Below are 18,954 nucleotides of genomic sequence, written 5' to 3' on the forward strand. Positions count from 1 at the left end.
ACGAAAAAGACAACAATGACAGAAACCAAACGCTCCTCCAATAACACGCAGACCAAAAACGTCGCTTCACTTAAAGATTTATGGCCTTTTTTAAAACCATATCGCCTGCAGGCCAGCATCGCCTTTGTGTTGCTGTGTTTAGCATCCGGCGCATTACTATTGGTGCCATTGGCGTTTCGCGATTTGATTGACGTGGGTTTTGGCAGTGCAAAAACCGCTAACCTAGCCAGTCATGTCAACCTTAACACACAGTTTGGCGTGCTGTTTGGCTTGGCTGCTTTCTGGGCGTTGATGGTCGCCTCGCGTTATTTCACAGTCTCGTGGATTGGCGAGCGCGTCACCGTTGACTTACGTAGCGCGGTCTACGGACGTGTAATGCACCAATCGCCACAATTTTTTGAGACATTACAAACGGGCGAGGTGCTATCGCGCCTCACCGGCGATACCACACTGATTCAAACGGTGGTGGGTAGCTCCGCATCCATGGGCTTACGCAGCTTATTCCAATTTATTGGCGGCATGATCATGCTGGCCGTCACTAGCTTTTACCTGTTCTCCATCAATATCGGGCTGATGATCTGTCTGATTCTACCAATCATGATGATAGGCCGGTCTGTAAAAAAGCTCTCGCGTGAATCGCAAGATCGTATCGCGGATAGCTCTGCCATGGCGGGTGAGATTTTAAATGCCATGCCCACCGTGCAATCGTATACCCAAGAGCAGCGCGAGATTAAACGCTTTACCGCCTCTGCCGAGCTCAGCTTCAAGACTGCTATCCGCAGAGTACGCGTGCGCGCCTTACTGACCGCCATCATTATCACTGCGGTCATGGGCACCATTATCTTTGTATTGTGGCTAGGCGCACGCCAAGTCAGCCAAGGGGTGATGACGGGAGGAGAGTTAGCCTCGTTTGTACTTTACGCAGCAATGGTAGCGGGTAGTGTGAGCACCATGGCCGAAGTATGGGGCGATATCATGCGTGCGGCGGGGGCAACGGAACGCTTGTTGGAGTTATTACACACTACATCCCTCATCCAGGCATCTGAAAATCAGCTTGCTTTGGCAAATCACCTGCAGGCGTCGATTTCCTTTCAAGATGTGCATTTTTACTATCCATCCAGACCATTAAGCCCGGCACTTAAACAAATCAACCTAGAAATTAAAGCGGGAGAAACGATTGCCTTAGTCGGGCCTTCTGGTGCGGGTAAAACCACCATGTTTCAACTGTTATTGCGTTTTTACGATGTCATTTCTGGCAGCATTCAGATCAATGGTCAAGATATTCGCCAGCTTTCACTGCAAGACTTACGCGGCATGATGGCGATTGTGCCGCAAGATCCCGTCATCTTTTCAGCCAACGTATTAGAGAATATTCGCTATGGACGTCAAAATGCGACTGATACTGAAGTGATGGCCGCCGCAGAAGCAGCACAAGTCGCACAGTTTGTGACACAACTACCTGAAGGTTACCAAACCTTTTTAGGCGAGCGCGGCACCCGTTTGTCTGGAGGTCAGCGCCAGCGCATTGCCATTGCGCGCGCCATTTTAAAAGATGCCCCCATCTTATTGCTAGACGAAGCCACCAGTGCATTGGATGCAGAATCCGAAATTTTGGTGCAACAAGGCTTGAACGCCGCTATGCAAGGCCGCACTACCTTGATCATTGCCCATCGTTTAGCCACCGTGCAAAAAGCAGATCGCATCATTGTGATGGGGCAAGGGGAAATTGTGGAAATGGGTAGCCCAGAACAGTTACGACTGCAGTCTGGGCTGTACGCCAAGCTGGCTAATCTACAGTTTGATGCAAGTTAGACTGTCAAAATTGACGACGCCAGCCCCTGCAAAGTAGTGGCCCGAGTGTCATGAATTAAACGTGGTACTGCTTACTGTGCTTGTGAACAGCGGCAATAAACGCTGCAGCATTTTCTGGTGGCGTCCATTGCGTAATGCCATGACCCAAGTTAAACACATGGCCATGGCCATGGCCGTAACTGGCTAAAATACTTGCCACTTCTTTCTCAATCGCTTCTGGTGTACTTAACAAAATGGCTGGGTCCATATTGCCTTGTAGCCCCACTTTGTTACCCACACGCTGACGTGCTTGACCAATATCCACTACCCAATCTAAGCCTAAAGCATCTGCACCAATGGCAGCTTGTGCTTCTAGCCACAGCGCACCGCCCTTGGTAAATACAATGCTAGGCACTGTTTTCCCATCTGCCGTTTTGGTTAAACCCGCCACGATTTTTTGCATATAATTGAGTGAGAACTGAACATAGGCGTTGTGCGATAGTGCGCCACCCCATGAATCAAAGATCATGACCGCTTGTGCACCTGCAGCAATTTGCGCATTGAGGTATTGAATAATAGTTTGCGCATTCACCTCTAAAATATGATGCAGCAATTCCGGACGCGCATACATCAGCTTTTTAGTGTTTAAGAAGTCTGTACCACCTTTGCCTTCCACCATATAGGTGGCAAGCGTCCATGGGCTACCAGAAAAACCAATCAGTGGTACGCGCCCATTCAAGGCTTTTCGGATGCTGCTGACTGCATCAAACACATACTGCAGCTTGGCCATGTCTGGCACTTCTAGTGCGCGGATAGAAGCTTCATCACTGGCAGTGCGCTCAAACTTAGGGCCTTCACCTTCGGTGAAATATAGCCCCAAACCCATGGCATCTGGCACCGTTAAAATATCCGAAAACAGAATGGCGGCATCTAATGGGTAGCGGTCTAGTGGCTGTAAGGTCACTTCTGTAGCAAAGCTAGGGCTTTGACATAACTGCATAAAACTACCAGCTGTTTTGCGGCTTTCACGATACTCTGGTAAATAACGCCCCGCTTGACGCATCATCCATACTGGCGTGTATGTAGTGGGTTGGCGCATCAGCGCTTTTAAAAAAGTATCATTTTGTAATGTGGTCATTGCTTATGCTCAAAAAACTTGGGGATACATCGTATCCCCAATTCAATTATCAAACACTGATGAATATCAATCTAACTTATCTTGCTATGCACTATCTAGGCAATGCAGAAGCGCCCATTAAAAACTCATCCACAGCACGTGCTGCTTGACGACCTTCACGGATGGCCCATACCACTAATGATTGACCGCGACGCATATCTCCAGCCGCAAATACTTTGGCTTTAGAAGTCTTGTAGCTGCTGTCACCCTCAGTAGCCGCTTTGGCATTGCCACGGTTATCTTTTTCCACGCCAAAGGCATCCAATACCTTTTGTAAGGGGGAAACAAAACCCATGGCCAACAATACCAAATCTGCTTTCATGATAAATTCAGAGCCAGGTACTTCAGCCATTTTGCCGTCTTTCCATTCTACACGTGCCGCTTTTAAGCCGACTACTTTGCCGTTTTCGCCAATCAGCTCTTTGGTGGTGACAGACCAATCACGGTTTGCACCTTCCTCATGTGAGCTAGAAGTACGTAGCTTTAATGGCCAGTTTGGCCATACCAGCTCTTTGTTTTCTTTTTCTGGCGGTTGTGGCATCAGTTCAAACTGGCTAATACTCAATGCGCCATGACGATTTGAAGTACCGACACAGTCAGAACCGGTATCACCGCCACCAATCACCACCACGTGTTTGTTAGTCGCCATGATGCGATCAGGGATCGTATCGCCTGCGACTACTTTATTTTGTGGTGTTAAAAAGTCCATGGCAAAATGTACGCCATCTAATTCGCGACCCGGTACTGGCAAATCACGTGGGTGTTCCGCGCCACCAGCCAAGATGACAGCGTCATATTGATTGACTACATCATCTGCGTTGACATTCTCACCTACGTATTGATTGACTTTAAACGTCACACCTTCGGCTTCCATTTGCGCCATACGACGATCAATATGGGATTTTTCCATTTTGAAGTCAGGAATACCGTAGCGTAACAAACCACCAATACGGTCATTTTTTTCTAATACAGTCACTGCATGACCGGCGCGTGCTAATTGCTGTGCAGCAGCCAAACCAGCGGGGCCTGAGCCCACGACTGCAATTTTTTTACCGGTTTTATTCGGGTTGATTTGTGGTGTGACCCAATCATTTTCCCATGCTTTATCAATAATCGCATGCTCAATGGATTTAATGCCAACTGCATCGTTATTGATGTTGAGCGTACAGGCTGCCTCACACGGTGCTGGGCAAATACGTCCAGTAAATTCTGGGAAATTATTGGTGGAATGCAATACATCAATCGCACTGTGCCAATCTTGGTTGTATACCAAATCATTCCAATCCGGAATGATATTGTTGATTGGACAGCCAGTAGTACAGAATGGAATACCACAATCCATGCAACGTGCACCTTGTTGCTTGGCTTGGTCATCGGTGAGATGTAATACAAACTCTTTATAGTTTTTAACGCGATCCTGTACTGGCAAATTTGCCTCAGACAGACGCTCGAACTCCATAAAACCAGTTACTTTACCCATATCTTTATTTTCTCAATCAATACGTTATTAGGCTGCTTGTTTTGCAGTGGCTGCTGCAAGTTCTGTCAAGGCGCGCTTGTACTCATTAGGCATGACTTTTACAAATTTTGTTCTCGCATTAGTCCAATCTGCCAATAACGCTTTTGCACGTGTACTGCCTGTTAACTGTGCATGGTTTTCAATCAAACCTTTTAGCGTTACTTCATCTGGCTGACCCAAATGCTGCACCTTGCCTACATCTGCATCGGCGGCTTCTACTTTCTCAAGTGTCACCATGCTCATATTGCAACGTTGCGCAAACATACCGTCTTCGTCATACACATAAGCTACGCCACCACTCATGCCCGCAGCAAAGTTTTGACCTGTTAAGCCAAGCACCACCACGGTACCGCCTGTCATGTATTCACAACCGTGATTGCCCACGCCTTCTACCACGGCAGAAGCACCTGAGTTACGTACACAGAAACGTTCACCAGCTACACCGCTGAGATAACTTTCACCTGTGGTTGCACCGTACATCACGGTATTGCCTACAATAATGTTCTCATGCGAGATACCACGGAAAGTCACTGGCGGTTTGATGATGATACGGCCACCACACAAGCCTTTACCTACGTAGTCATTACCTTCACCGGTCAATTCAAACGTAATACCTTTGGCTAAAAAGGCTGCAAAACTTTGGCCAGACGTACCTGTAAATTTCACATGGATGGTGCCATTTGGTAACCCTTGCGCACCATAGCGGCTGGCAATTTGGTTAGACAACATGGTGCCGACGGTACGATTCGTGTTGGTGATAGCAATATCAATATTCACTTGCTCACCTTTTTCTAACGCTGGTTTCGCTAAGGCAATCAGCTTGTTATCCAACGCATTCACCAAGCCATGGTCTTGCACATCGTTATTTTTGCGTGAAACGCTCGCTGGCATCGCTGGTAAGTGGAACACTTTGCTGAAATCCAAACCATTAATTTTCCAATGTTCGATACCAGCCTTCATGTCCAGCAAATCTGCACGGCCAATCAAGTCATCAAATTTCGCAACACCCATGCTGGCCATTAGCTCGCGCAACTCTTCAGCCACAAAGAAGAAGTAGTTCACCACGTGTTCTGGTTGGCCAGTAAATTTCTTACGTAATTCAGGGTCTTGTGTCGCTACGCCAACTGGGCAAGTGTTGAGGTGACACTTACGCATCATGATACAGCCCTCCACCACCAGAGGTGCTGTGGCAAAGCCAAACTCATCTGCCCCTAGCAATGCGCCTATCAATACATCGCGGCCTGTTTTCATTTGACCATCCACCTGCACGACTACACGGCCGCGCAGTTGATTTAATACCAGCGTTTGTTGGGTTTCGGCTAAGCCTAATTCCCAAGGCGTACCTGCATGCTTAATCGATGAAATTGGTGATGCACCCGTACCTCCGTCATGACCCGCAACCACGATGTGGTCTGACTTGGCTTTGGCCACACCTGCAGCCACAGTACCAATACCTGTTTCTGACACTAGTTTCACAGAAATAGACGCTTTTGGATTCGCGTTTTTTAAGTCGTGAATTAGTTGCGCTAAATCTTCAATGGAGTAAATATCATGGTGTGGTGGTGGTGAAATTAAACCAACACCCGGCACGCTGAATCGCAATTGTGCAATATAAGGTGATACTTTATGGCCTGGTAATTGACCACCTTCGCCTGGTTTTGCACCCTGTGCCATTTTGATTTGAATTTGATCGGCAGAAGCCAAGTAATTCGCTGTCACGCCAAACCGGCCAGACGCCACTTGTTTGATGCGTGAGCGCATAGAATCGCCGGCTTTGAGCGGAATATTGGATTCAACTAAGTCCTCGCCAATAACTTGCGCCATGGTCGTTGCATTCGCAACTGGAATAAAGCGTTTCGCATCTTCGCCACCTTCACCTGTATTGGATTTACCCCCAATACGGTTCATGGCAATCGCCAAGGTAGCATGTGCTTCTGTAGAAATGGAACCTAATGACATCGCACCGGTTGCAAAACGTTTCACGATTTCTTTAGCAGACTCTACTTGCTCTAATGGAATTGCATTGCCTAATGGCTTGATCTCGAATAAACCACGCAATGTCATATGACGACGTGTTTGGTCGTTAATCAGTTTTGCGTATTCTTTATAAGTGTCGTATTTGCCGGTACGTGTTGCATTTTGCAGTTTAGAAATAGACTCCGGTGTCCACATATGCTCTTCACCGCGTACACGGAAAGCATATTCACCACCAGCATCCAATGCATTGGCAAGCACGGGGTCATTGCCAAATGCTGAGTTGTGTAAGCGCAACGCTTCTTCAGCTACTTGCTCAATACCAATCCCTTCGATTTGGGTGGCCGTTCCAGTGAAGTATTCATTCACAAACGCAGTGTTCAAGCCAATCGCTTCAAAAATTTGCGCACCACAGTAAGATTGGTAAGTTGAAATACCCATTTTGGACATAACTTTATACAAGCCCTTGCCAATCGCTTTTACAAAGTTTTTCTGTGCTTTATAGGCATCATCGCTTAAGTGCTTGATGGTTTCAAACGTTAGCCATGGGCAAACGGCTTCTGCACCATAACCAGCGAGCAATGCAAAGTGATGCACCTCACGTGCTGAACCCGTATCAATCACCAAACCTGTACTGGTACGCAAGCCTTCTTTGACCAAGTGTTCATGTGTTGCAGAACAGGCAAGCAGTGCAGGGATAGCAACACGATTTTTTGCGATAGCGCGATCAGACAAAATCAACACGTTGATGCCGGCATGCACCGCTTTCACTGCTTGCTCATGTAGCGCTTTAATGGCATTGGCCATGCCGGCTTTACCTAAAGCAGCATCGTACGTAATATCTAACACCAATGATTTATATTGGCCTTTGGTAGAAGACTCAATATTTTTCAATTGCTCCAACTCTTCTAGCATCAATACGGGCTGGCTAGCTTCCAAACGCAACGGCGGATTGGTTTCATCCACGCTCAATAAATTAGGTTTAGGGCCAATAAACGTGACCAAAGACATCACCAACTCTTCACGGATCGGGTCAATCGGTGGGTTGGTCACTTGCGCAAATAACTGCTTGAAGTAGTTATAAATTTGTTTTGGTTTGTTAGATAGTACGGGCAGGGCAGCATCGTTACCCATCGAGCCGGCACCTTCTTCACCGTTAGCCACCATAGGCTGCAATACAAACTTAATATCTTCTTGTGTAAAGCCAAATGCTTGCTGCGTATCTAGCAGCGTTTCGTTCAGCGTTAAGTTCACTTCGATTTTTGGCAAATCGCTCAAATGGTAGCGTGACTGCTCGATCCATTGACGATATGGCTTAGCATTGGCTAACTGTTTTTTCGCCTCATTGTCGTCAATGATGCGGCCTTGCTCCATGTCGATCAGCAACATTTTGCCTGGTTGCAGACGCCATTTTTTGATAATTTTCTCTTGTGGGAAAGTAATTACCCCCATTTCAGAAGCCATCATCACGATGTCATCTTCTGTCACCAAATAACGGGCAGGGCGCAAACCATTACGGTCTAAAGTTGCACCAATCATCTTGCCATCGGTAAACGCTACTGCTGCCGGGCCATCCCATGGCTCCATTAACGCTGCGTGATATTCGTAGAATGCACGTCTATCTTCATCCATCAGTGCATTGTTATTCCAAGCCTCTGGAATCAACATCATCATGGCATGTGGCAAGCTGTAACCACCAGCCACCAACAACTCTAAACAGTTATCAAAACAAGCTGAGTCAGATTGGCCGTCTGCAATCAATGGCCATAACTTGTCTAAATCTTCGCCAATCACTGTGGATTTCATCGTCTCATGACGCGCAGCCATCCAGTTGACATTGCCTTGCACGGTATTGATTTCGCCATTATGGGCAATCATGCGGAAAGGATGGGCCAAATCCCAAGCAGGGAAAGTGTTGGTAGAAAAGCGCTGATGCACCAAGGCAAGTGCCGAAACGACTGTTTCATCTACTAAGTCTTTGTAGTACACGCCTACTTCATTTGCCAACAGCATGCCTTTGTAGACGATGGTACGTGACGAAAATGAAGGCACATAGAACTGTGCTTTGTCCTGCAAGTTGAGTGCACGCACTGCATGCTCAATACGTTTGCGAATCACAAAACATTTACGTTCAAAAACGTTGTTGTCTTTGGCTGCACTTGCCACGATCACTTGACGCATACATGGCTCTACTTCACGCGCTGCATCCGCAATATTGCCATTGTCGACCGGTACATCACGCCAGCCTAATAACGTTTGATTCTCTTCTGCAATGATCTTAGCGATGATCGCTTCACATTGCGTACGATTTTTCTGATCTTGTGGCAGGAACAAGTTACCAACCGCATATTGGCCGACTTCCGGCAATTCGATGTTCAGTTTAGCCGCCTCTTTACGCATAAACGCATCTGGCATTTGCATTAAAAGACCAGCACCATCGCCCAATTTAGGGTCGTAGCCAGTGGCGCCACGGTGGGTAAGATTGGTTAAGAGCTCCAAGCCTTTTGCGACGATATCGTGGCTTTTCTTACCTTTGATGTGCGCTACAAATCCAACGCCACAGCTATCTTTTTCATTGCGACGATCGTACAAACCTTGCGATTTTGGCGCCAATCCAGTGTGGGCCTGCATGGTTGCTTGAGTCTGCTCCAGGGTTTCGGGTGTGTTTACGGCTTGCATATTCTTTGCCTAATAATTCAATTACAAAACATTTAGCGGAACCTTCAATAATACCGTTAAACATGTGCAAGTTCAATCATTTAAGCATGATTATAGTGATAGTAGCCAAGTTTTTTATACGCCAATGTACGTATTTTGTTGACTCTTCAAATGAGAATGATTATCATTTGCAAACAGTGCATTTAATCTTAATCACTTTTTAGGAGTGGATGATGAACCAAACCCCTGATAATGCTGCTTGCGAAAAAATCATTTTGGCCGATAGTCTGGGCGTGAGATTGTACTATTGCCCCAATTGCGAAGTGGTCGAACTGGAGCTGGGCTCCATTTCAATCAGACTCAGTCCGAGCAGCATTCAAAGCATCGCTAACATCATGATGAAGGCCAGCTTGCGCCTAGATGCGGTCTACCAACATCCAAGACAAGCAAGAACGACACAAGTAGAGCGCAGGGAAGAGCCTGATCTCAATGAGGTGCAGCGCACCGTGACACCTCAGCTAGTCCATTGATTTCGGCAGATTAACGCAGTGATGCAAAAGCCTTAGCAGCAGCTTCGATGGTGTATGTGATGTCTGCATCGGTATGTGCGGCTGATACAAAACCTGCCTCGAACGCAGAAGGCCCTAAATAGACACCGCTATCCAGCATGCTGTGGAAAAACTGGTTAAAGTGCGCCTTGTTGTTGTCGCGCATAATTTCCGCATAGCTACTTGGGCAAGTCTGGCTGAAGTACAGGCCAAACATACCGCCTACACTCTGCGCAGAAAAAGTCACGCCTGCATGCTGAGCAGCTTGCATCAAACCATCCATCAATTTTTTGGTTTGCGCAGTGAGTTTGTCGTAAAATCCAGCAACTTGCACGAGTTTAAGCGTGGTCAATCCGGCAGAGACTGCGACAGGATTACCGGATAACGTACCAGCTTGATACACTTTACCTACTGGCGCTAGGCATTGCATGATGTCTTTGCGTCCTCCAAAAGCGCCAACTGGTAAGCCACCGCCAATGACTTTGCCCAGCGTTGTCATGTCCGGCTGAATGTTATAAAGCGCCTGCGCACCGCCTAAAGCGACACGGAAGCCTGTCATCACCTCATCAAATATCAACACCGCGCCGTGTTTGGTACATAGTTCGCGCAATGTAGTCAGGAATTCCATGTGCGGCACGATTAGGTTCATGTTGCCGACCACTGGCTCAATAATCACACAGGCAATTTCATCACCCATTTGTTTGAATATATCTTCTAATTGCTGCGTATTGTTGTATTCCAACGTGAGCGTATGTGCAGCCACACTTGCAGGCACACCGCCAGAATCCGGCTCACCAAATGTCAGCAAACCAGAGCCCGCTTTTACCAGTAAGCCATCAGAATGCCCATGATAGCAACCCTCAAACTTAATGATTTTATCGCGCCCGGTAAAACCACGCGCTGTGCGAATCGCACTCATGGTTGCCTCGGTGCCGCTGCTATTCAAACGCACTTGCTCCATGCTAGGCACAAGCTTATTAATCAGCTCTGCCATTTCCAACTCTAAGCCAGTCGGTGCGCCAAACGATAAACTATTGGCCGCCGCTGCCTGTACTGCTGCCACCACCTCGGGGTGCGCATGCCCTAAAATCATCGGGCCCCAAGAGTTGATGTAATCAATGTATTCTTTACCATCGACATCCCACAGCTTGGAACCCAACCCTTTTTTAAAGAATACCGGCGTGCCGCCTACCGAGCGAAATGCACGCACCGGTGAATTCACGCCACCGGGAATAAGTTGTTGAGATTTTTCAAACAGGGTTTGGTTAGTGGTTGTCATAGTAGAAAATGTTAAGCATGAAATAATTGGGTGTAACGTTGGGTTATGTGACGAATATCGTCGTCATAAAAAATATCCGTAATCACTGCAAGCGCATCTGCGCCGGCATCAATGACTTGATGAGCATTGTCGATATGAATGCCGCCTATGCCCACCAGCGGTAACTTTACCTTTTGCTTAGCCTCTGCAAACAAGCTCAGCGGCGCATGTACGGCATTCGGTTTGGTTTCGGAAGCAAAGCACGCGCCGAACGCCACATAAGACGCGCCAGCAGCTTCTGCCTGAATGGCTAGATCTAACCAGTTATAGCAAGACGCACCAATGATTTTATGCGGGCCCAGCAAGCGACGCGCTGCGCTTAAGTCACAATCTGAAGCGCCCACATGCAAACCATCCGCATCAATTTGCGCACACAAATCCAGATGATCGTTAATAATGAGTGGCACACCGAAGCTGCGGCATAGTGCCAACAGCGCAGTCGCCTGACGTAACAGTAACTGCTTGTCTGCAAACTTGTTTCGATACTGCACAAGTGAAGCGCCACCTTCCAGTGTTAAACGCACTTTCTCACACAGCAGCTCTACTTCCAAGATATCCGGCGTGACTGCGTATAAACCTTTAATGTTGTAGCGAGATGGCTTTGTCATTTGGATTGTCATCTTCACGCGCCCAGAAGAATCTATCTGGGATAAATTGCCCCATGCCTGGGCGGAATGCGTGTTTGAGCGTTTGCCATGTGTATTCTTGCGCTTCCTGCACCGCTTCTTCCATGGTCAAACCATGCGCCAAACAGGCAGCAATGGCACTGGTCAACGTGCAGCCGGAACCATGATAGCTACCAGCCAGACGCTCCCAATGGTAGGCTTTAATCAAGCCATTGACGCCAGACATTTGCATGCCATACAGGGAGTTCACCACATCAGTCGAGCGCTCATGTGTGCCGGTAATGAGCACGTACTCGCAACCCATTTCCAGCAAACGCTGCGCAGATTCATCCAAAGTAGTATGTTTGACCTCTTCGCCTTCATCGTAATAGGCCAGCCGACGCGCTTCCAAACTATTGGGCGTAATCAGGGTGGCTTGCGGGAACAATAGCTCGCACATGGCGGCCTGCATTTCCTCATTACTCAACTCATCGCCACGGCCAGAGGTCAAAATCGGATCTATCAACAATGGAATATCAGGATAATCCGCCACAATTTCCGCAATCACCGCTACATTTTCTACACTGCCGAGCAAACCCAATTTAAAAGCAGCCACCTGCACATCTTCCAAGATGGTGCGGGCTTGATCATTGATCCAATCTGCATCCAAAGGCATGACACTTTCCACGCCCACAGTATCTTGTACAGTAATGCCTGTGATGACTGACAACGGATGGCAGCCTATACTGGCCAACGCCAATACATCGGCTTGCATGCCTGCACCACTACTAGGATCTGTGGCGGCAAACGTCATAACGGTGGGAGGGGTAGGTGCCATAATGCTCTCTAACGAAGCGTAAAAATTAAAAAATGTATCGCAATAGACCAAGTAGCAATTGCTACAAAGTGCTTATTATCCTACATAAATGCAATTGACTCTAATGTTAACGCGCTGCGTATATTGGCTAAATATCGAACACCTGCTCGGTAATTGAAAAAGGCTGAATTGTGGTATGCATTTTTTTTGCTAGATTACGCTCTTGCTTGTAAAAAGCAGTAAAAATGTGATTCAACACACGCTCGTAGTTAATTTCTTGCGAAAGTGGTTTCCACTGCATATTGTCTAAACAATAATTGGTGTAGCGCTTATATTTTTGCGTTAAATCGTCATCGCCATGTTCCATTTGAAAATTGTACGAAGCCACGGTTGCACCATAGCGATTCGCCCAAATAAAAAAGGCTAATTCTGGAATCGATAAACTATTCGGAACAGTTAAGTTATTTTCGGCAACCGCCTGTGTAATACATTCTGCAATAAATGCAATCAGGTGATTAATCCTGTCGTCTAAAATACCATTCAGTTCCGGACTGACCGCCAACCTGTTCACTTCGGAATTTGCAATAAAGATACATTGATAATTAATGGGTTTGAGTCGGTGACACAACACATGTGTTGCGTACAGCACCAATAGGCGCTCCCTAGAAAGGGCATCATAGCCTTTTGCCAATTCCATCAGACCGGACCAATAGTTAAGCCCTTTGATGCCTAAATAAGTAATGAGCGTTTCTTTAGAGGGAAATTGTTTATAAAACGTCCCTCTGGAAACACTGCTTTGACTAATGACTTCTTGCAGCGTTAAGCCATTAATCCCTTTTTTGGCGACGATTTCCTCGGCGATCAAAGTGATTTCTTCTAACCGCTTTTCATCTACTTGCCGCTTGCGAGATCTTTTTTCCATGACCAAATCAACCTGAAGAATTTAACAAAAATATACAATTGTATAAATAGCTGTGCTAATATATACACATGTATAATAATGGCGCTATTTTTAAGCTATTAACAATAGTTTACATTTTAATGCAGATAACGGCACTAAGACCGATTAGCTTTTGATGATTAATTTGCACATACCAGCTATTGATTTATTGAAGAAATTTCCACTTGAGGGAGTGATTTTGAATAAAGTAATGACATCGCATACTCATACAGTAATGCATCTATCAGCATATACACGGGCTAATGGTTAGCCCAGTTCAATCAAAACATTTGCGCCTGCAAATAGCTTACTTGTTTACAAAAATCTCCACACTTTAGCAAACAACCATTTAAGATCAAGGACAATAGATGTCTAGCTCGAAAACGCCTTCTTTAGATGAAGTTACCATTGCGTACATCCGGGCAGGCAATGTGTATATCAACGCCAGAATTACCGGCGGATTTTTTGCTAATCTCAAAGGACTCTTATCTGGGCCGCCATTAAACGATAGAGAAGCGCTAGTACTTTCCCCTTGTAATAGCGCGCACACCTGCGGTATGCAATACGCCATTGATCTGATTTTTTTAAACAAACAATTCCAAGTACTTAAAATTGTACATGCGCTACAACCTTGGCGTTTTACTTATTGCAAAGAAGCCACCCACACCATGAAAATGCGAGGGGGCCAAGCCATCAATTTGGACTTGCAAATAGGTCAAACGTTTATTTTTTACCCGACGACGACTGATTGAAATCACTCAGCAGCTGGGCACAATCGGAGAATTTGGAGCGGCTGACGGGAATCGAACCCGCGTATCGAGCTTGGGAAGCTAGCGTTCTACCATTGAACTACAGCCGCAAAAATTGATTTTTTACAGGACGCTATTTTACTGTATTTTAGAGGTGCTGTAGCGGTCATCTATACAATTAAGTAGCAGCGTCGTTTGCTTAAAACTCTAGTGGATCGATATCCAGCGCCCAGCGTATTTTAGAAGATAACGGGTGCGCGCGTAATTGTGGTACCCACACATGCAGCAAACGTTGTAGGGTTTGGCGTTTTTCTGCCTGCAATAATACATAGGCTCTCTCCAAGCCTTTTAAGCGCTCCATCTGCGGCCGAACCGGATCATATAGCGTCACTTCGTTGGCATGTTGCCTTGCATAGGCGGCAGCACTGTTTAAAAACTGCTGTACCTGCTGATAATCGCTGGCTTCGGCTTTCAGCAGCACAAAAAAGCGGCTGGGCGGTAACTGCATGGCTATGCGCTCTTGTAGCAAGGTATTGGCATAAGCGGCATAATCTTGCGCACGCAATGCATGGAACAAATCATGCTGCGGAAACGCTGTCTGAATTAACACTTCTCCTGCCACAGCAGCCCGGCCAGCGCGACCAGACACTTGCATCAACTGCGAAAATAAACGTTCACTGGCTCTAAAATCAGGGCTGTATAGCGCAGTGTCTGTGTCTATCACGCCGACCAAAGTCAGATTAGGGAAATCATGCCCTTTTGCCAACATCTGTGTGCCCACCAAGATATCAATCTCGCCTGCATGTACCTTGCTCAATAATGTGGTCAAGGCATCTTTGCTACGCATGCTGTCGCGGTCTACACGCGCAATACGTGCGGTGGGGAAAAGTGATTCCAACGTTTGCGATAAACGCTGTGTGGCTTGACCAATGGGTTTTAAATCTGCGTTGCCACAGCTTGGACATTGCAACGGAATCTTTTGCTCGTGCCCACAATGATGACACTTTAATCGGCGCTGACTTAGATGGACGACCAGCTTGGCCGAGCAGCGTGTGCAACTGGAATGCCATAAACAAGCCGAACAATGTAGCACCGGGGCATACCCACGCCGGTTAATAAACAGTAAACTTTGTTCGCCCCTGGCTAAGCGCTTGCGCATGGCCTCTATCAGCAAGGGGGACAAGCCATTCTCGAGTGGTGATTTTGCTGAATCTATGCAGAAAATCTTGGGTAGCTGCGCCTGTGTAACTGCGCGCTGCGTTAAAGTCAGCAAGCCATAACTTTGTTTCTTTTCTGGCTGCGTGGTGGTATTGGAAGTTGTGGCGTTATACCAAGTTTCTAACGAGGGCGTTGCACTCCCCAATACAATCGGAATATTCAACTGCTTGGCGCGCACCATCGCTACATCGCGTGCATGGTAACGCATGCCTTCTTGCTGCTTGTATGAACCATCGTGTTCTTCATCCATCACCATCAGCTTTAAATGGGGCATGGGGGTAAACACGCTTAGCCGTGTACCAATCACAATTTTGGCTGCACCGGATTTTGCCGCCAGCCAATTTTGTAAGCGCTCACTCTCACTCAAATTACTGTGTAGCGTCACAAGCGGATATTGACTTAACCGACTCCTAAATCTTGCTTCTAGCTGTGGTGTTAAATTGATTTCTGGCACCAGCACCAGCGCTTGCGTATGTTCTTCCGCCAGAATATTGGCTAACAATTGAATATAGACTTCGGTTTTCCCAGAGCCGGTAATGCCATATAGCAACCATGGCTTAAATTGTTTGGGCGCGGCTAAAACCGCCTGAGTCGCATGCTGCTGTTCGGCATTGAGCGTTGGTGCCTGATGCGAACTTGGCACAGAAGGGCGAATAGCGATGACTTCTTGCGCTTGAATAAATCCTTCTTCGATGAGTGGTTGCACCCACTTGCGCCAACCTGTCGCAACCTCCGATAACTGTTGTTCTGACAGGCTGTGCTGTACAGTCAATGCAGTCACAATGCGCTGCAGTACAATTTGGCGCTTTTGAATGCGCTCCGGTGGAATCGGCTTTGCGTAGCTGTAAACAAAGGTCTTACGCGATACCGCAGGTTTAATTTGGCGCAAGCGCAGCGGCAATGCGCTAATCAGCATTTGACCTAACGGGTAGTGATAATAAGCTGCACAAAATTTCAGTAACTGATAGGTTTGCGTATCTAGTGCAATATCATCAAACACATGCAGCACGGTTTTTAGCTTATCCACCGGCACTTCGCTTTGTTGATGGATTGCCAGTACCACACCGACCAATTGGCGGCCGGCAAATGGCACCACCACGCGCTGCCCCACCTGCACCTGAAAGCCTGCATTCAGATAGTCAAATGTGCGGTCTAAAGGTACATCCAAAGCAACACTTATAATGTTGGGCTCGATTAGTGGTGCTGACATGAATTCGGACAAGTAGGATTAATCATAGGAAATGGAAAATAGCGTGAATCACTACTTAATTAAGGTTAAAATAACGTTTTCTACACCAAATATTGTTTAAATAGTCATTAAACAGCGAAATCACCCATCTTGAAACAAATTATCTCAGATTTATTACGCCAAGCAGCAAAATCTATTGTCGACGACACTGCCAATCTCACCATCACGCTCGATCGCCCAAAATCCAGTGAGCATGGCGATTTTGCCAGCAATTTGGCCATGCAATTGGCTAAACCATTACGCCAAAACCCACGCGCAATCGCCGAGCGCATTATTCAAGCGCTTCCTGCTAGCGAGTACATTGCAAAGGTAGAGATTGCCGGCGCTGGTTTTATCAACTTCTTTTTAAGCGCAAATTCCAAACAGGCCGTGGTCGTAGATATCTTAAAGTCTGGCACCGCATTTGGCACAAGCAACGCAGGGCTGGGCCAAAAAGTGCAGGTGGAGTTTGTCTCTGCCAACCCAACGGGCCCACTGCATGTTGGGCATGGCCGTGGCGCAGCAGTGGGCGATTGTTTATGCCGCTTGTTAGATGCCAATGGCTGGGCTGTGACACGTGAGTTTTATTACAACGATGCTGGCGCACAAATTGATAACTTAACCAAATCAGTGTTGGCCCGTGCACAAGGTGTTGCCACTGACAGCACGGAGTTTCCGGCAGATGGCTACCGTGGTGACTATATCATGGACATTGCACAGGCTTTTGTTGCAAAAAGCACTGTGGTTGCCGACGACATGGAAGTGACTGCTAGTGGCGATTTAACGGACACAGATGGTATACGCAAATTTGCAGTGGCGTACCTGCGTCACGAGCAAGACATGGATTTACAAGCCTTTCAAATCAAGTTTGATGTGTTTTCATTAGAAAGCGCCTTGTACACCACGGGTAAAGTTGAACATGCCGTCAGCGCTTTGATTCAGAGTGGCCATACGTACGAACAAGACGATGCGCTGTGGCTACGTACTACCGATTTTGGCGACGACAAAGACCGCGTGATGCGCAAAAAAGAAGGTGGTTATACCTATTTTGTGCCGGATGTGGCCTACCACTTAGACAAATGGAACCGCGGCTTTAAACGTGTGATCAACGAACAGGGCGCAGACCACCACAGCACCATTACGCGTGTACGCGCAGGCCTGCAAGCTTTAAATGTGGGCATTCCACAAGCTTGGCCAGACTATGTGCTGCACCAAATGGTCACCGTGATGCGTGGTGGCGAAGAAGTCAAACTATCCAAACGTGCAGGCAGCTATGTCACCTTGCGCGACTTGATTGAAGAAGTAGGCTGCGATGCCACGCGTTACTTTTTGGCAGCACGCCGTGCCGACTCACAATTAGTGTTTGATATTGATTTAGCGCGCGCACAAACCAACGACAACCCGGTGTATTACATTCAATATGCGCATGCCCGTATTTGCAGCGTGCTTGCACAGTGGGGCGGTGAAGTGAGCGCATTGCAACATGCTGATTTAAGCCCACTCGACACTAATAGCGAGACTACGCTGATGCAAAAACTGAGTGAATATCCAGAAGTAGTGAGTAATGCCTGCCAGGAGCTATCATCGCACAGCATTGCCACTTACTTAAAAGAGCTGGCGAGTGACTTACACAGCTATTACAATGACACCAAATTTTTAGTGGATGACGTGCCGACAAAACTAGCACGCATGGCACTGATTGCGGCCACCCAGCAAGTATTGCGCAATGGGTTAACCTTATTAGGTGTTTCCGCACCAGAAAAAATGTAGAGGAAATAGCATGAGTAGAGATTACAAACCAAGCCCACAAAAAAGCAACGGTGGCAGTAAAGGCAGCCCTTTCTTTTCTGGCTTACTGGTTGGCTTATTATTAGGCGTGGGTGCATCAGTTGCGCTCACCTTATATCTAAAAGGCGATGGCAATCCATTTGCCGAGCAAAAAGGTGATCAGGTAGTCAAACAACAAAAATCTTCCAAGCCTAAGATATCTGAAGAAACGGTGAAGCCTAATGCTGCTGATGGCCAAGGGTTACAAGATCCCAATAAATTTGATTTTTACACCATCCTGCCTGAGACCGAAAGCAAAGTGACTGAGCAGCAGGTCAAAGACAATACGACGATTAAATCCGATAGTTATTTCTTGCAAGTGGGCGCGTTTGAAAAAGAAGACGACGCGGACAATATGAAAGCAAAACTGGCACTGCAAGGGTTTGAAGCGGTAGTACAAACTGCGGAAATTCCTAGTAAGGGTGTTTGGCATCGCGTAAGAGTAGGGCCATTGAGTGATGTCGATCAAATCAATAAAATCCGTGGTGATTTAATTTTGAACGGATTTAATGCAGACCTTATCAAAGTACATACGGAAACAAAAACAGAGTAGGGTTGTCATCTAAACTCAACGAAGATACGTTA

The 18,954-nt window shown here is 46.9% G+C and carries 13 protein-coding genes and 1 tRNA gene; 5 read left to right on the forward strand and 9 right to left on the reverse strand.

What is annotated here, in order from left to right:
• Nucleotides 1-15 precede the first annotated feature (15 nt).
• Entirely contained in the window at nt 16-1,812 is a 1,797-nt protein-coding gene (locus A3Q3_RS0108900; protein ID WP_020183245.1) for an ABC transporter transmembrane domain-containing protein, read from the forward strand.
• Nucleotides 1,813-1,867: 55 nt separating this feature from the next.
• Here A3Q3_RS0108900 and hemE read toward each other — a convergent pair whose 3' ends face one another.
• The 3 genes from hemE to gltB all read right to left on the reverse strand — a co-directional run bounded on the left by hemE (nt 1,868) and on the right by gltB (nt 9,092).
• Nucleotides 1,868-2,929 carry a uroporphyrinogen decarboxylase gene (gene hemE, locus A3Q3_RS0108905; RefSeq protein WP_020183246.1) on the reverse strand — a complete coding sequence of 354 codons (1,062 nt, stop codon included), beginning with the start codon at nt 2,927-2,929 and terminating at the stop codon, nt 1,868-1,870.
• A 91-nt stretch (nt 2,930-3,020) separates the two neighbouring features.
• Entirely contained in the window at nt 3,021-4,448 is a 1,428-nt protein-coding gene (locus A3Q3_RS0108910) for a glutamate synthase subunit beta (protein ID WP_020183247.1), read from the reverse strand.
• A 27-nt stretch (nt 4,449-4,475) separates the two neighbouring features.
• Nucleotides 4,476-9,092, reverse strand: a complete 4,617-nt coding sequence (gltB, locus tag A3Q3_RS0108915) for a glutamate synthase large subunit (RefSeq protein WP_232418463.1) — start codon at nt 9,090-9,092, stop codon at nt 4,476-4,478.
• Nucleotides 9,093-9,349: 257 nt separating this feature from the next.
• On the opposite strand from gltB, the gene A3Q3_RS13820 reads away from it, so the two are divergent.
• Complete coding sequence (locus A3Q3_RS13820) at nt 9,350-9,649, forward strand: hypothetical protein (RefSeq protein WP_157355090.1); 300 nt, start codon at nt 9,350-9,352, stop codon at nt 9,647-9,649.
• A gap of 10 nt (nt 9,650-9,659) precedes the next feature.
• On the opposite strand, the gene hemL is transcribed toward A3Q3_RS13820, so the two are convergent.
• The 4 genes from hemL to A3Q3_RS0108940 form a co-directional block, all read right to left on the reverse strand.
• The gene (gene hemL / locus A3Q3_RS0108925) at nt 9,660-10,946 is read right to left on the reverse strand and encodes a glutamate-1-semialdehyde 2,1-aminomutase (protein ID WP_020183250.1); all 1,287 of its coding nucleotides are present in this window, start codon (nt 10,944-10,946) and stop codon (nt 9,660-9,662) included.
• Nucleotides 10,947-10,957: 11 nt separating this feature from the next.
• Nucleotides 10,958-11,593: a thiamine phosphate synthase gene (gene thiE / locus A3Q3_RS0108930; RefSeq protein WP_020183251.1), complete on the reverse strand. Its 636-nt coding sequence runs from the start codon at nt 11,591-11,593 to the stop codon at nt 10,958-10,960.
• Nucleotides 11,565-12,428 (reverse strand): hydroxymethylpyrimidine/phosphomethylpyrimidine kinase, encoded by an 864-nt coding sequence (locus tag A3Q3_RS0108935; protein WP_025225179.1) that lies wholly within the window; start codon nt 12,426-12,428, stop codon nt 11,565-11,567. Before A3Q3_RS0108935 ends, thiE begins: the two co-directional genes overlap by 29 nt.
• 127 nt (nt 12,429-12,555) lie before the next feature.
• Nucleotides 12,556-13,329 carry a TetR/AcrR family transcriptional regulator gene (locus A3Q3_RS0108940; RefSeq protein WP_020183253.1) on the reverse strand — a complete coding sequence of 258 codons (774 nt, stop codon included), beginning with the start codon at nt 13,327-13,329 and terminating at the stop codon, nt 12,556-12,558.
• A gap of 386 nt (nt 13,330-13,715) precedes the next feature.
• Between A3Q3_RS0108940 and A3Q3_RS0108945 the strand changes: the two genes are divergently transcribed.
• Nucleotides 13,716-14,099 (forward strand): DUF192 domain-containing protein, encoded by a 384-nt coding sequence (locus tag A3Q3_RS0108945; RefSeq protein WP_020183254.1) that lies wholly within the window; start codon nt 13,716-13,718, stop codon nt 14,097-14,099.
• Between the two features lie 33 nt (nt 14,100-14,132).
• Here the strand turns inward: A3Q3_RS0108945 and A3Q3_RS0108950 are convergent.
• Together A3Q3_RS0108950 and A3Q3_RS0108955 are read right to left on the reverse strand one after the other, a co-directional pair.
• Nucleotides 14,133-14,206 (reverse strand) — tRNA-Gly (locus A3Q3_RS0108950).
• Nucleotides 14,207-14,295: 89 nt separating this feature from the next.
• Nucleotides 14,296-16,524 carry a primosomal protein N' gene (locus A3Q3_RS0108955; protein WP_020183255.1) on the reverse strand — a complete coding sequence of 743 codons (2,229 nt, stop codon included), beginning with the start codon at nt 16,522-16,524 and terminating at the stop codon, nt 14,296-14,298.
• Nucleotides 16,525-16,653: 129 nt separating this feature from the next.
• On the opposite strand from A3Q3_RS0108955, the gene argS reads away from it, so the two are divergent.
• Both argS and A3Q3_RS0108965 read left to right on the forward strand, forming a co-directional pair.
• Complete coding sequence (argS, locus tag A3Q3_RS0108960; protein ID WP_020183256.1) at nt 16,654-18,312, forward strand: arginine--tRNA ligase; 1,659 nt, start codon at nt 16,654-16,656, stop codon at nt 18,310-18,312.
• Nucleotides 18,313-18,322: 10 nt separating this feature from the next.
• Nucleotides 18,323-18,922 (forward strand): SPOR domain-containing protein, encoded by a 600-nt coding sequence (locus A3Q3_RS0108965; protein WP_020183257.1) that lies wholly within the window; start codon nt 18,323-18,325, stop codon nt 18,920-18,922.
• Nucleotides 18,923-18,954: the final 32 nt, after the last annotated feature.

It is taken from the genome of Methylotenera sp. 1P/1, assembly GCF_000384355.1.
Lineage (GTDB): Bacteria > Pseudomonadota > Gammaproteobacteria > Burkholderiales > Methylophilaceae > Methylophilus.

Excerpts from the sequence above, each read along its gene's own strand:
- thiE (WP_020183251.1), bottom strand. The coding sequence starts at position 11,593 with ATGACAAAGCCATCTCGCTACAACATTAAAGGTTTATACGCAGTCACG.
- A3Q3_RS0108955 (WP_020183255.1), bottom strand. The coding sequence starts at position 16,524 with ATGTCAGCACCACTAATCGAGCCCAACATTATAAGTGTTGCTTTGGAT.
- A3Q3_RS13820 (WP_157355090.1), top strand. The coding sequence starts at position 9,350 with ATGATGAACCAAACCCCTGATAATGCTGCTTGCGAAAAAATCATTTTG.
- A3Q3_RS0108940 (WP_020183253.1), bottom strand. The coding sequence starts at position 13,329 with ATGGAAAAAAGATCTCGCAAGCGGCAAGTAGATGAAAAGCGGTTAGAA.
- A3Q3_RS0108935 (WP_025225179.1), bottom strand. The coding sequence starts at position 12,428 with ATGGCACCTACCCCTCCCACCGTTATGACGTTTGCCGCCACAGATCCT.
- A3Q3_RS0108945 (WP_020183254.1), top strand. The coding sequence starts at position 13,716 with ATGTCTAGCTCGAAAACGCCTTCTTTAGATGAAGTTACCATTGCGTAC.
- hemE (WP_020183246.1), bottom strand. The coding sequence starts at position 2,929 with ATGACCACATTACAAAATGATACTTTTTTAAAAGCGCTGATGCGCCAA.
- A3Q3_RS0108965 (WP_020183257.1), top strand. The coding sequence starts at position 18,323 with ATGAGTAGAGATTACAAACCAAGCCCACAAAAAAGCAACGGTGGCAGT.
- A3Q3_RS0108900 (WP_020183245.1), top strand. The coding sequence starts at position 16 with ATGACAGAAACCAAACGCTCCTCCAATAACACGCAGACCAAAAACGTC.
- A3Q3_RS0108910 (WP_020183247.1), bottom strand. The coding sequence starts at position 4,448 with ATGGGTAAAGTAACTGGTTTTATGGAGTTCGAGCGTCTGTCTGAGGCA.
- hemL (WP_020183250.1), bottom strand. The coding sequence starts at position 10,946 with ATGACAACCACTAACCAAACCCTGTTTGAAAAATCTCAACAACTTATT.
- gltB (WP_232418463.1), bottom strand. The coding sequence starts at position 9,092 with ATGCAGGCCCACACTGGATTGGCGCCAAAATCGCAAGGTTTGTACGAT.